Source organism: Halomonas sp. 1513 (genome assembly GCA_001971685.1).
Taxonomy (GTDB): domain Bacteria; phylum Pseudomonadota; class Gammaproteobacteria; order Pseudomonadales; family Halomonadaceae; genus Franzmannia.
The window spans coordinates 1754585-1768078 of sequence record CP019326.1 but is presented as its reverse complement, the minus strand read 5'-3'; the positions used below and the strand labels follow the sequence as shown (position 1 = coordinate 1768078).

Annotated in this window: 12 protein-coding genes and 1 pseudogene; 10 read left to right on the top strand and 3 right to left on the bottom strand. The window is 66.7% G+C overall.

From position 1 onward, the window contains the following. Positions 1–68: 68 nt before the first annotated feature. Positions 69–2318: an agglutination protein gene (locus tag BWR19_08025; protein ID APX94948.1), complete on the bottom strand. Its 2250-nt coding sequence runs from the start codon at positions 2316–2318 to the stop codon at positions 69–71. A gap of 381 nt (positions 2319–2699) precedes the next feature. Here BWR19_08025 and BWR19_08020 point away from each other — a divergent pair, with 381 nt between their 5' ends. The 3 genes from BWR19_08020 (at position 2700) to BWR19_08010 (ending at position 4766) form a co-directional block, all read left to right on the top strand. Further along, a complete protein-coding gene (locus tag BWR19_08020; protein ID APX92881.1) occupies positions 2700–2978 on the top strand; it encodes a hypothetical protein in 279 nt (92 codons plus the stop codon). Positions 2979–3130: 152 nt separating this feature from the next. After that, positions 3131–3610 carry a hypothetical protein gene (locus BWR19_08015; protein ID APX92880.1) on the top strand — a complete coding sequence of 160 codons (480 nt, stop codon included), beginning with the start codon at positions 3131–3133 and terminating at the stop codon, positions 3608–3610. 40 nt (positions 3611–3650) lie between these two features. Further along, the gene (locus BWR19_08010) at positions 3651–4766 is read left to right on the top strand and encodes a hypothetical protein (GenBank protein ID APX92879.1); all 1116 of its coding nucleotides are present in this window, start codon (positions 3651–3653) and stop codon (positions 4764–4766) included. Between the two features lie 277 nt (positions 4767–5043). On the opposite strand, the gene BWR19_08005 is transcribed toward BWR19_08010, so the two are convergent. Continuing rightward, a complete protein-coding gene (locus BWR19_08005) occupies positions 5044–5610 on the bottom strand; it encodes a hypothetical protein (GenBank protein APX94947.1) in 567 nt (188 codons plus the stop codon). Positions 5611–5741: 131 nt separating this feature from the next. Then, complete coding sequence (locus BWR19_08000; protein APX92878.1) at positions 5742–6233, bottom strand: hypothetical protein; 492 nt, start codon at positions 6231–6233, stop codon at positions 5742–5744. 1061 nt (positions 6234–7294) lie between these two features. Between BWR19_08000 and BWR19_07995 the strand changes: the two genes are divergently transcribed. The 7 genes and pseudogenes from BWR19_07995 (at position 7295) to BWR19_07965 (ending at position 13494) form a co-directional block, all read left to right on the top strand. Beyond that, positions 7295–9043 (top strand): type IV-A pilus assembly ATPase PilB, encoded by a 1749-nt coding sequence (locus tag BWR19_07995; protein APX92877.1) that lies wholly within the window; start codon positions 7295–7297, stop codon positions 9041–9043. Between the two features lie 187 nt (positions 9044–9230). After that, positions 9231–10463, top strand: coding sequence for a type II secretion system protein F (locus BWR19_07990; GenBank protein APX92876.1), 1233 nt, complete (start codon positions 9231–9233; stop codon positions 10461–10463). Between the two features lie 17 nt (positions 10464–10480). Further along, positions 10481–11291, top strand: a pseudogene (locus BWR19_07985) (hypothetical protein). A gap of 20 nt (positions 11292–11311) precedes the next feature. Continuing rightward, positions 11312–12142 carry a prepilin peptidase gene (locus BWR19_07980; GenBank protein APX92875.1) on the top strand — a complete coding sequence of 277 codons (831 nt, stop codon included), beginning with the start codon at positions 11312–11314 and terminating at the stop codon, positions 12140–12142. A gap of 70 nt (positions 12143–12212) precedes the next feature. Then, positions 12213–12452, top strand: coding sequence for a twitching motility protein PilT (locus tag BWR19_07975; protein ID APX92874.1), 240 nt, complete (start codon positions 12213–12215; stop codon positions 12450–12452). After that, the gene (locus tag BWR19_07970) at positions 12449–12865 is read left to right on the top strand and encodes a VapC toxin family PIN domain ribonuclease (protein APX92873.1); all 417 of its coding nucleotides are present in this window, start codon (positions 12449–12451) and stop codon (positions 12863–12865) included. Before BWR19_07975 ends, BWR19_07970 begins: the two co-directional genes overlap by 4 nt. Further along, positions 12862–13494: a dephospho-CoA kinase gene (locus BWR19_07965; GenBank protein APX92872.1), complete on the top strand. Its 633-nt coding sequence runs from the start codon at positions 12862–12864 to the stop codon at positions 13492–13494. The genes BWR19_07970 and BWR19_07965 overlap by 4 nt, the downstream gene beginning before the upstream one ends.

The following is a 13494-nucleotide window of genomic DNA, read 5'->3' as shown; positions in this document are numbered from 1 at the left end:
CTGTTGATTCATTCCCACCTGCGGCTCGGGCACTGTGACGTTCATGTCGCTCTATGGACAACGCGCCCTCAAGAGGGGTTATCGGCCGAGATCAGATACGCTTCAGCAAAGCCCAGCCCGGCGACCCGGCTACGCAGGGTCTCGGCCTCGGACTGGGCCACCGGACCCAACTGGAGACTATACAGCCGGCCGCCGTTGCGCACCCGCACCGGGCTACCCAGCTCGGCACTGAGCTGCGCCTCGAGCTCGGCGGCACGCTCGGCGGAGCTCACCGCCACCACCTGCACCAGCGAGTCCGCCGGCGCCTCGGGCAGCGCCGTGTCGGCCAGGCTATCGGCCGGCGCCGCGGCGACGCTGATCGACGCCACTTCCTGCTCCCAGCGCAGCGCCGGCGCCTCAACGGCAGGCGCCTCGGCCACGGCCGCCGGGGCCTCGGGGGCCGGGCGCTCGAGGCTCCAGCGCTCGCTGAGGTCGCGGCTGCGCAGCGGGGTGCCGGTCATGTCGAGGTTCTCACCGTTGGTTTCCAGGGTGACCTCGACGCGGCGGTTCTGGCGGCGCCCGTCGGCGGTGTCGTTGCTGGCCACCGGGTTGTTGGAGCCGTAGCCGCGGCTCTCCAGCAGCCCCGGCGACACGCCCTGGGAAGCCAGGTAGTCGGCCACGCTGCGCGCCCGCGCCTCGGACAGCGGGTCGTTGATGGCATCGCTGCCGGTGCTGTCGGCGTGACCGGCGATGAATACCCGCGCCAGGTCGTCACGCTGGCGGATCTGCACCGCCAGCTCGTTGAGCTCGCCGCGTGCCGCAGCGCTCAGCTCGGCGCTATTGACCGCGAACAGGGCATCGGCGCTGATGGTCACGTCTGGCGCACGGGTTGGCGCCGACACGCTCAGGTCGCCGGTCAGGTCTTCGAGGGTGAAGCCCGCCGGGCCCTGGGCCGGGCAGATATCGTCGGCGTTGATGGTGACGCCGTCGCTGGAGAGCTCGGCCAGGCTAGGGGTGTCGTCACGCATCACGCCCAATGCCGGCATCAGCTTGCCCATCGCCGCCAGGGTGCGGGCATCGGCAATCGCCACGTCATACTCGGCGTTGATGTAGGCACGGCTGGCCTCGAAGTACTCGTTCTCACTGTCGAGCACGTCGAGCAGCGTACGCTGGCCGATATCGAACTGCTGCTGGTAGGCGCCGCGCACCCGGTCGATGGACTGGCGGTGCTCATTGAGGTACTGCATCTGCTCGCGCAGCCGCTGGGTGTCGTTGTAGGCGATCTGGGTAGTCTGACGCAGATTGACGCACTCGACGTCGCGCAGGTCGATGGACTGCTCGACCAGGTCGCTGGCGCGGCGGAACGAGGCGCGGTCGCTGCCACCGCGGTAGAGGTTCATGGTCGCCACCAGCTCGGCGACGTGCTGGTCACGACGGCCGGTGAAGTCGCTCTGGTTGTTGGTCCCGGTGCGGGCGCGGAACTCCAGGCGCGGCTGGAACGCCGAGCGGGTGCCGGCCTGCTCGGCGCGGGCCGATTCGATGTTCTCGATGGCGGCGTGGAAGTTGGGGTTGCCCTCGTAGGCCATGCGTACCGCGTCGTTGACCGACGGCGGCAGCTCAGCGTCCAACGACGGCGCCGGCGCCAGGCTCTCGGCCGGCAGGTCGCCGACCAGGCGCTGGTAGCGCGAGCTGACGTCGTGAAGGTTGGAGGCTTCGGTCATCAGGTTGGACTCGGCCAGCGCCAGGCGCCCGCTGATCTGCTCCAGGTCGACCCGTCGCCCAGCGCCGGAACCGACGCGCTCCTCGATCTGATTGAAGACGCGCATGTGCTCGCGGTAGTTGTCCCGCGCCAGCTCCACCAGCTCGCGATAGCGGCGCACGTCCTGGTAGGCTCGCGCGGCTTCCAGCGCCACCTCTTCGCTGGCCCCCAACAGCTCGTAGTAGCGCACCAGCTTGGCGCGGTCGAGGCGCTCGACCTCGCTGCGGGTGGCGAAACCGTCGTAGATCATCTGGGTCAGCGACAGCTCGGCGAAGTCGGTGTCGAAGGTGCCGCGGCCGTCGCCTTCGCGTCGCTCTCGGCCAATGCCGGCAGTGACATCGACGCTCGGCAGGTAACCGCCGCGGGCGATATCGACTTCATTGGTCGAGGCACGAAAGCCGTTGTAGGCCGCGCGCACCTCGGGGTTGGTCGACACCGCACGCTGCACCACTTCGCGCAGATCGCTGCTGCCCGGCGACGACATCCCGGCCAGGCCACTCGGCGCCTGGGCGGCGGCCGGCAGCGCGAACCCGGCGAGCAGCGCCAGGGTGGTCACCTGGGTGGCGGTGTGGCGGATCATGGAAGGAAACCGACGGCGAAAGCCCGGGGCGCTGAATGATGTCATGGATCCTACTCCCTTGCGTATGACGCGGCGCCGGCTTCAGCCAGCGCCACTGTTTGCTTGTTATGGTTAGCGGCGCGTGATCCACGAGCCACTATGCGCGCGCCTTGCGGGCGACACTAAGCATTTATTTGTAATCAAGCGTAACCGAGATTAGTGGATTGTCCAATGCTTTTACTGCCCCTGAGAGCTAAGAGATATAGGACAGTTTTTGTAGGAGATCTCTTACACGAAAAAGCCACCCTCACCCGCGTCATGCGGCCACCTGCTGTGCTATCGTCTGGCTAAGCGCGCAGCCCGGCTGCGCCGACCTCGCCAACCGCATGACAGGGCTTGCACATGTCCGCATCCGAGATCCACAAGACCCGCGTGATCAATGAGCTGCGCGGCTTCATCAAGAAAATGCTGCAGGAGCCGGCGATCCTCGAACAGTCGCTGGCCATCGCGCGCCGCCACGCCGACCTCAACGAGCGCGACATGCTCGCCGGCATCGCCCGCGAGATCAGCGACACCACCAGCGTGCACATCCCCGACGACCCGGCCGAGCACTCCGACGCCGACCGGCTGTTTCTGGAACTGTTGAAGGAGGTGATCAGCGAAGAGCAGGCGCTCTATTGAGGCCGCCCGCAACGAGGCAGCACGCGAAGACGTACGCCGACGATTGACGCAGCGCCGCCAGTCACAAGCAGTGACTCGATGTCACAGGGAACTGGCGGCCAAGCAGGGAAACGACCATGACCAAGATGACCCGGGGGGCAGTCCCCCTTGCAATGGCGTGGGTGCTGCTCGCCAGCCCCCCACTGCTGGCCGCCGAGCTCGCCCCCAGCGAGCGCGCGCCCTCCCGGGACAGCTCCCCGGTCCTCACCCTCGAGAACGGCGACCGGGAGCAGCGGCTGTCGCTGGCCGAGATCGAGACGCTGCCGCTCTACGCCGTCGAGATGGCGCACCCCGAAGGGCTGGAGGGCGAGTTCCTCGGCGTACTGCTGAATGACTTCCTGGCCGCCCACGACCTCGACCAGCACCAGCGGCTGCGCTTTATCGCCCGCGACGACTACACCGTGTTCCTGAGCCCCGACGAGCGCGACGAGAAGACCTACCTGCTGGTGACCCGCCTCGACGGCGAGCCGATACCCGACCACCAGCATGGCCCGCTGATGCTCACGGTACCCGCCGACATCGAGGCGGTGCACGACGGCAGCGAGCCGTTGAGCAAGTGGATCTGGTCGATCACCACCCTGCGCGCCCGCTGAGTCACCTATGCGCCTACCCCGTCTGACGCAGCAACGGTTATTGCCGCTGTGCCTGCTGTTCGCGCTGCTCGGCGCGCTGCTGATCGGCACCGCCTGGAGCTTCGCCAACAACGCCGGCCGCCATCTCGGCGCCGACTACCTGGGCTTTGCCAGCGAAGTGGTGCGCGGCCAGCAGGACAACCTCTACATCCAGCAGGCCATCGAGGGCCTGGTGGAGAACCCCGAGCCCCTCCACCAGCAGCAGGCGCTGGATCGGCTGTGGATCATCGCCACCCGCCAGAGCAGCATCAACCAGTACCTGTCGCGCAGCGCCCTGCCGGCGCACGACTACCAGCACATCCTCGACGAGTATCGCGTGCTCGACCGCCTGCTCAGGGAAGCCGAGCCGCTGCTGGCCAACAGCCTGCACAACCCGCAGCGCCTGGAGCGGCTCGAGACGCTCAGCGAGCAGCTCGATGACAGCCTGGCCTTCATCTACAGCGAGCTGCACCATCTGGTGTTCAACGCCGCCGCCGACCAGCAGCGGCTGATGCAGCGCCTGACGCGCTGGATCGTCGCCCTGGCGCTGCTGGTCATGGTGGTGATCGCCGCGCTGATGGCGGCGCTGTTCAAGATCATGCGCCAGAAGCAGCAGGTCGAGGCGCTCAGCGTCACCGACGAACTCACCGGCCTCAACAACCGCCGCGCGCTGCTCGACCAGGCCAGCCGGCTGTTCGCCCAGAGCACCCGCAGCGGCGCGCCGATCAGCCTGGCGCTGATCGACATCGACCACTTCAAGCAGGTCAACGATGAGCACGGCCACCCCACCGGCGACCGCATTCTGGTCGCCCTGGGCAGCCTGCTCAGGGACGTGGTGCGCCGCGCCGACGTGGTGGCGCGCATCGGCGGCGAGGAGTTCTGCGTGCTGATGCCCGCCACCGACGCCGCCGGCGCCGCCGAGCTGTGCGAGCGGCTGCGCCGCGCGGTGGCCGAGCACGCCTTCCGCGGCGCCCCCGGCAAGGCCGAGGCACTGACTATCACCATCAGCGCCGGCGTCACCACCAGCCGCACCGACATCGCCCCGCCCGACAACAGCTTCGCCGCCCTCTACCCCCGCGCCGACCAGGCCCTCTACCTGGCCAAGCAGAATGGGCGAAATCGCGTCGAGGCCGGGTAGGCACAGGGAGTGGCGCCAAGGCAGGGGCCTTCTCTCGCTTGGCGTGGCCCGGGACTGATCCGGGGATAGGCCTGCGAGAAGGCGCTGTAAACCCATCCCTGGGCGCTACCTTGCGCCCTGCTGCGCTCTCGCATCCTGCTCCGCTTGCAGGACCGGTGCTGGCCATCCATGGCCAGCCCGTTCGGAGCAGTGCTCCTCACCCATGGCGCAAACCTTCTCTTCGACCTATCCCCGGCGTCCCTTGCTGGGCGCTGGGCGCTGGGCGCTGGGCGCTGGCTTAGTACACCACCCCGCGCAGGATCTCGTAGACCACCTCGTTGGCGATATCGACGAGGATGGCGTCTTCGCCGGCCTGGCGCCATTCGTAGCCGTCGTAGCGGGGGAGCTGGCCGTGCAGGCGGTCGTCGAAGCGCTTGGCGATGCCCGGGGGCAGCGGCTTGCCGCGCTCGAGGTTCTTGCGGATGCCCGGCGGCAGGTCGGCGTCGCGGCTGACGTACTCGCGGTTGTCCTCGAAGATACGGCGGATCACCCGCTCCTCGAGGCTCGGGCCGTCGCGCCAGTTGTCGCGGCTGCGCCGGTCGCTGTCGCGGCGCTCGCCTCGCTCGCTATGGTAGCGCCGCTCGCGGTCGCCCCACTCACCGCGGCGCTCGTCACCACCCCGCGCCTCCTGCTGCTGGCGACGCTGGCCCTGGCCCTGCCCTTGTGAAGCGCCCTGCCCCTGGCCCTGGGCCAGATAAATATCAGGCGCCGCGCCCGGCTGCGCCGCCAGCGGCGACGCCCCCAGCGCCAGGGTCAGCGCCCCCGCCGCCAGCCACGGCCAGCGGTACGAACGGTTGGCAAGCATCGACATGGCAAGCTCCTTGGATTGCGGGTTTGGGAATAGCGTAGCGGGGAATGGTGCAAGGGGTGTGGAGATGGATGCAGGATGGGAAAAGAAAAGGCCGGCGAGCGCCGGCCGAATATTTAGTCAATATGTTATGGGTTAGCCTCTGGAGCATTAGCACCTTGTGTGCAATTACTAATATTCACCGTTGCCTCTTCAATTGATGTGCTACATGACCATCCTGCATCACCACGGGTATAGGCTATGAAATCCGTAGCATCTAATGCGGCCGGCACACCAACACCACTGAATGTGAATATAATAGAAGGATTATCATCTTCTTCATTTAAAAAGCTTACAACACCTTTTTCATTAAAATCCTCAGGAACTCCAATATAACCTTCATCGGCACCCGGAGTGGGGTTAGTCACAAGCTCTCTGCCGTTAAGAACGTGATCTTCAGCTTGTGTCAAAGTTCCTCGAATACTAGCAATAATTGAATTTACTTCGCTTCTAAGAACATAATCCTGATATCTTGGAATCGCAATGGCCGCCAAAATCCCGATAATCGCCACCACGATCAGCAGTTCGATCAGGGTAAAACCGCCCTGGCCGGCCTTGCCCTTGACAGGCTGTTTGGTCATTTGATTCTTCATTTTTCTACCCCTTCCGGTTGCCCTTGCGTATTGGTTGGCGCCTTGGCCGTTTGATCTACCGTCACATGCTCTGAAAAGCCCACCACTTTCCTAGGCTGTGCCCGAAAACTGGCTGCGCTCGCCGACATTTCAGACATAGCCTAGGCCACAAGCTGACGGCCTACTTGCCTGGCGCTTGCGGCTGGGCGCTTTAAGCTCGCCGCTACCCGCCTCACACCCGCGCACTACCATCTTCATCTTACATCCTAGCCCACTTACCACCCCGGACCATCCATTGAGTAGGGCAATTTTTCAACGTTATTTGCCATTCCGCTCATGCCGCCTGCCTGGCGCCGGCGGCTGGGCGTTGGGCGTTTAACGCTGACACTTTGTTACACTAGTTTACCTTTGGCCGCGGGACAACCCCCTGACACCATTTTGTTAGGGGGTTTGGTACCGGCGCCGAGCTGTAAGCGCCAAGCGCCAAGCGAGGGATGCCGGGGGCAGGCCGGAGAGAAGGTTTGCGCCATGGATGGCGCAAGGTAGCGCCCAGGGATGGGTTTACAGCGCCTTCTCGTAGACCTGCCGCCGGATCAGTCCCGAGCGGGGCCGGGGTAGACGCTGGTGTAAGGGGCCGGCAGCGCTGCTTGCTGCAATCGCGACTGAAGTCGCTCCCACACGGGAGACGGCACCAAGCGAGGGACGCCGGCGGCAGGCCGGAGAGAAGGTTTGCGCCATGGGTGAGGAGCACTGCTCCGAACGGGCTGGCCATGGATGGCCAGCACCGGTCCTGCAAGCGGAGCAGGATGCGAGAGCGCAGCAGGGCGCAAGTTAGCGCCCAGGGATGGGTTTACAGCGCCTTCTCGTAGGCCTGCCGCCGGGAAGTCCCGAGTGGAGCCGGGGTAGGCGCTGGTGTAAGGGCCGGCAGCGCTGCGCGCTGCAATCGCGACTGAAGTCGCTCCCACACTGAAGACGGCGCTGAGCTGAGCACTTTTGATGGCTTTTCATGGCTTTCTTCAACCCCAATCAAGAGTAGACTGGTAATAACGCTTGCGATATCGAGACATCCCATGACCGATGCCCTGCCCCCCGGCACCCTGCCCGACGCCCCGCCCACCCGCCTTCGCGGCATCGCCGGGCGGCTGGTCGAGGAGGGCCTGCTCTCCGCGCCCGCGGCCAGCCGCGCCGAGCAGGAAGCCCGCGAGGAAGAGGTCTCGATGATGCAGCACCTGGTCGAGAGCGGCTTGGTCACCCCGCGCCAGGCGGCGATGGCCGCGGCCTGGGAGTACGGCCTGCCGCTGCTCGACCTCGACGCCCTGCGCATCGACAGCCTGCCGCCGGCCGACGAAATGCCCGAAGCGCTGCTGCGCAAGCTCGGCGTGATGCCGCTGACGCGCAACGAACGCAGCGTCACGGTGGCGGTGCCCTACCCCTCCACCCTGGCCAAGCTCGACGAACTGCAGTTTGCCCTGGGTATCTCGGTGGAGGGCGTGCTGGCGCCGCTGGACCAGCTGGCCCCGGCGCTGGAGAACTACCTCAGCCAGGTCGGCCAGGGCGACATGATGGAGGGCCTCGACGACGCCGACGAAGCGCTCGAGGGCCTCGCCTACGACGAGTACGACCCCGCCGACGACAGCGCCGTCACCGCCAGCAGCGACGACGCCCCGGTGGTGCGCTTCGTCAACAAGGTGCTGCTCGACGCCATAAAGCGCGGCGCCTCGGATATCCACTTCGAGCCCTACGAGTCGAGCTACCGCATCCGCCTGCGCATCGACGGCATTCTGCTCGAGGCCGCGCGGCCGCCGTTCGGCATGCGCACGCGGATCGCCGCGCGCCTCAAGGTCATGGCGCGGCTGGACATCTCCGAGCGGCGCCTGCCCCAGGACGGCGCCATCAAGCTGCGTCTCTCCAAGCAGCGCTCCATCGACTTTCGCGTCAACTCGCTGCCCACGGTGTACGGCGAGAAGATCGTGCTGCGGATCCTCGACCCGGCCTCGGCGCAGCTCGGCATCGACGCGCTGGGCTTCACCCCCGAGCAGCGCGAGCTCTACGAGGAGGTGCTGGCCGAGCCCCAGGGCATGATTCTGGTCACCGGCCCCACCGGCAGCGGCAAGACGGTGACGCTCTACACCGGCATCAATATCCTCAATACCACCGAGCGCAATATCTCCACCGCCGAAGACCCGGTGGAGCTCAAGGTGCCGGGGGTCAACCAGGTCAACGTGCACACCAAGATCGGCCTCGACTTCGCCAGCGCCCTGCGCGCCTTCCTGCGCCAGGACCCGGATATCGTCATGGTCGGCGAGATCCGCGACCTGGAGACCGCCGAGATCGCCGTCAAGGCCTCGCAGACCGGCCACCTGGTGCTCTCCACGGTGCACACCAACTCCGCCGCCGAGACCCTCACGCGACTCTCCAACATGGGCGTGGCGGCGTTCAATATCGCAAGCTCGGTGAGCCTGATCATCGCCCAGCGGCTGGCGCGCAAGCTCTGCGCGCTGTGCAAGGAGCCGGCGGAGATCCCCGCCGCGGCGCTGCGCGAGGAGGGCTTCAGCGACGAGGAGATCGCCCGGGCGACGATCTACCACCCGGTGGGCTGTCGCAAGTGCACCCTGGGCTACAAGGGCCGGGTGGGGATCTACGAGGTGGTGCCGGTCTCCGAGTCGATCAGCCAGCTGATCATGCGCAACGGCAACGCCATGGAGCTGGATGAGCAGGCGCGCCGCGAGGGCCACCCGGACCTGCGCCGCAGCGGCCTGCTCAAGGTGATGCAGGGGATTACCAGCCTGGAAGAAGTCAACCGGGTGATTAAGGAATAGCGCCGAGCAGCAAGCGAGGGACGCCGGGGGCAGGCCGGAGAGGGGGTTCTATGCCAGGGATGGCATAGGGAGCGCCCAGGGATGGTTTACAGCGCCCCCTCGCAGGCCTGCCGCCGGGGAAGTCCCGAGCGGCACGGCAGGCTAAGATTGCCCGAGACGCACAGTTAGATAACGCAGGGGAGCGAACATGGCGACACGACAACTCAAGGCGCCGAACAAGGTCAAGCTGCACCGCTGGAAGTGGGCCGGCAAGGGCCCCAACGGGCGCAAGGTGCAGGGCGAGATCGTCGCCAGCCAGAAGGCCGAGGTTGAGCGCGAGCTGGCCGGGCAGAATATCATCATCAAGAGCGTGCGCCGCAAGAGCTCGCTGTTCGGCGGCGCGGGCAAGATCAAGCCCCGCGACGTGATGCTGTTCGCCCGCCAGATGGCGACCATGATCCGCGCCGGGGTGCCGGTGCTGCAGGCCTTCCAGGTGGTGGCCGAGAGCCTCAAGAAACCCGCCATGAGCGCCCTGGTCCAGGAGCTGATGAACGAGGTGGCGGCCGGGGCGAGCTTCTCCGAGGCGCTCAAGCGCCACCCCGAGCACTTCGACCGGCTGTTCGCCAACATGGTCGAGGCCGGCGAGCAGTCGGGCTCGCTGGACCGCATGCTGGAGCGGGTGGCGACCTACAAGGAGAAGGTCGAGTCGCTCAAGGGCCGGGTCAAGAAGGCGCTCTACTACCCGATCGCGGTCATCGCCGTGGCCATCGGCGTCACCGCGCTGCTGCTGATCAAGGTGGTGCCGCAGTTCGAGAGCCTGTTCCGCGGCTTCGGCGCCGAGCTGCCGGCGATGACGCGCATGACCATCGCGCTCTCCGAGTTCGCCCAGGCCTACTGGCTGTGGGGCATCGCCATCGTGGTCGGCACGGTGGTGGTGATCCGCCAGGGCATGAAGCGCTCGGAGTCCTTCGCCTACCGCATGCACGCGCTGTCGCTGCGGATTCCGGTGATCGGCGATATCCTCGACAAGTCCTGCGTGGCGCGCTACTCGCGCACCCTGGCCACCACCTTCGGCGCCGGGGTGCCGCTGGTCGAGTCGCTGGAGACCGCCGCCGGCGCCGCCGGCAACAAGGTCTACGAGCGCTCGGTGCTGCAGGTGCGCGACGACGTCGCCACCGGCCAGCAGCTCTACTTCGCCATGCGCCTCACCGAACGCTTCCCCGCGCTCGCCGTGCAGATGGTCAGCATCGGCGAGGAAGCCGGCTCGCTGGACGCCATGCTCAACCGCGTGGCCGACTACTACGAGGAGGAGGTCGACAACAAGGTCGACGCCCTCACCTCGCTGCTCGAGCCGTTCATCATCGTGGTGCTCGGCGTGCTGGTCGGCGGCCTGGTGATCTCGATGTACCTGCCGATCTTCGAACTGGGGAGTGTGATTTGAGCACCGTAACGGATCCGCTGCTGGCACGTATCGTCGCGCTGGCCGAGGGCGAGGCGTCGCTGATCGCGCTGTGGCTGTATGGCTCGCGGGCGCGCGGCGATCACCATGCCGCCAGCGACTACGACCTGGCGGTGGCGTTCAGCGACTGGCCCCACGAGGCGCTGGAGCGCCGCCTGCGTCCCGAGCTGCTGGCGATGGACTGGCAAGCGGCACTGGGGTTACCAGAGCAAGCCCTGAGCGTAGTGGACCTGGCTATTGCACCGATCCCGCTGGGCTGGAGCATTCTCTGCGACGGCCAGCTGCTGCTCGACCGCTCGCCTCAGCAGCGCATGACCCATGAGTCGCGAATCATGTCACTATGGGAAATCGACTACGCACCACGAGCAACGCGCAATGGCTGATCCCCGTTCAATTATTGCCTATCTTGTTGCCCTCGAGCAGCATCTCGATGAGTGCGAAGCCGATATCGCCACGCTCAGAACAATCGGTGAACAGCGCGCCTGGTCGCGCCTCGAACGACACGCCGCAGAACGCACCCTGCAGGTGCTCATCGAAGGCTGTATCGGCGTTGCCAAGCATTGGGCTCGGCATACGTCCGGCATCCCTAGTCAGGACGCACTGAACGCATTCGAGCGCCTGATCGATGCTGGACTCATTGGCCATGAGATTCCCTGGCGCAAGGTCATTGGTCTGCGCAATGCGCTAGTGCACGACTACCTCAATGTCGATGAAGAGATCATCCGAGATGTGATCATGGCGGATCACTACCTCCGCTTGATCAGCTTCGCCCGGCAAGCACATGAGGCGTTATCCAGGAGTTCGTTTTGACGCTAGACCTTCCCCCCGCGATGCTCTGGCCGCTGGCCGCCGTGCTCGGGCTGTGCCTGGGCAGTTTTCTCAACGTGGTGATCACCCGTCTGCCGGTGATGCTGATGCAGGGCTGGCGCGCCGAGGCGCTGGATGCCCTGGAGCAGCAGCCGGAGGCGGTGGCGCGCTTCAACCTGCTGACGCCACGCTCGCAGTGCCCCGGCTGCGGCCAGCCGATCGCCTGGCACGACAATATCCCGCTGCTCGGCTACCTCAAGCGCCGCGGGCGCTGCGCCGGCTGCAACGGGCGGATCAGCCCGCAGTATCCGCTGATCGAGCTGGCCGGGGCGGTACTGACCCTGGCCGCGGTGGCGCTGTACGGCGCCAGCCTGGCCGGCTTATTCATCGTCGGCGCCTGCCTGACGCTGCTGGCGCTGGCGGTGATCGACCTGCGCACCCAGCTGCTGCCCGACATCATGACCCTGCCGCTGCTGTGGGCCGGGCTGCTCTATCAGCTGCTGTTCCAGCCGCTGCTGCTGCCCAGCGCGGTGATCGGCGCCATGCTCGGCTACCTGGCGCTGTGGAGCTTCTACTGGCTGTTCAAACTGGTCACCGGCAAGGAGGGCATGGGCTACGGCGACTTCAAGCTGCTCGCCGCGCTGGGCGCCTGGCTGGGCTGGCAGTACCTGCCGCTGGTGCTGATCCTCTCCGCCGGGGTCGGCGCGCTGGTGGGTATCGCGCTGCAGCTGGCGATGCCCAAGATGCGCGGCGCGCCGATGCCGTTCGGCCCCTTCCTGGCCATGGCAGGCTGGATCGCGCTGCTGATGGGCGAGCCGCTGATGGCGTTCTATCAAGGGCTGGTGGGGGTGTAGCGCCGAGCGCTTGATTGCTCCTCGCCGCCGGCCTATGCTAAGGCATAGGCCGGCACGATCAGGAGCTCAGATGTCCGAAGAACGCCATATCCGCCTGTTTCGCAACGGCCGCAACCAGGCGCTGCGCATTCCCCGCGAGTTCGAGCTGGAGGGCGATGAGGCCATCATCAGCCGCGACGGCGACCGGCTGATCATCCGCCCCATTGCGCCACGCGGCCTGCTCGCCACCCTGTCCACGCTATCGCCGCTGGACGAGTCGCTGGATGAAGGGCTCGACGACGACCTGCTGCCGCTGGATGACGCCTGGTGAGTGCGCCTTATCACTATCTGCTGGATACCAATATCCTTTCGAGGCTGGTCCGCGAGCCCCAGGGTCGCGTCGCCGAGCGCATCGCCGCCGTCGGCGAGGAGACGGTCTGCACCAGCGTGGTGGTCGCCGCCGAGCTGCGCTTTGGCGCCCTGAAACGCGCCAGCCCACGGCTGACCCGGCAGGTCGAGCAGATCCTTGCGGCGCTGCCGGTGGTGCCCTTCGAGCCGCCCATGGACCGACACTATGCTCAGCTGCGGCAGCAGCTGTTCAGCGCCGGCACACCGATCGGCCCCAACGACATGCTGATCGCCGCCCAGGCACTCGCCCTGCCGTGCCGGCTGGTGACCGCCAACCTTGGCGAGTTCCGGCGCGTGGCGGGCCTCGAGGTGGACAACTGGTTGGAGGATACATGAGCCTTTGCGTAGGCGTGACCGGCGGCATTGCCTCGGGCAAGTCGAGCGTGGCGCGAGCCTTTGCCGAGCACGGCATCCCCTGGGTGGACGCCGACGACGTGGCCCGCGAGGTGGTCGAGCCCGGTGAGCCGGCGCTCGCCGAGATCGCCGCACGCTTCGGCCCGCGGGTGCTGGACGCTGCCGGCCGCCTGAACCGCCGCGCGCTGCGTGAGATCGTGTTCGAGGATGCCGACGAGCGGCGCTGGCTGGAGTCGGTGACCCATCCGCGCATCCGCGAGCGCCTGGTGGCGCGGCTGGCAGAGATGGCGGCGGGCCCGGCGCCCTATCATCTGCTGGTCTCGCCGCTGCTGTTCGAATCGGGCCAGGCGGCGCTTACCGACCGCACGCTGGTGATCGACGTGCCGCAGGCGCTGCAGATCGCCCGCACCGCGGCACGGGACGGCGTCGACGAGGCCCAGGCCCGGGCCATCGTCGCCGCGCAGATGCCGCGCAGCGAACGCCTGGCCCGCGGCGACGATATCCTCGACAATGGTGGGGATCTCGCAGCGATGACCCAGCGCGTCGCCGAGCTCGACCGCTACTATCGGCAGCTGAATCGACAACTCGCCAACGACTTACCACGGAAGTGA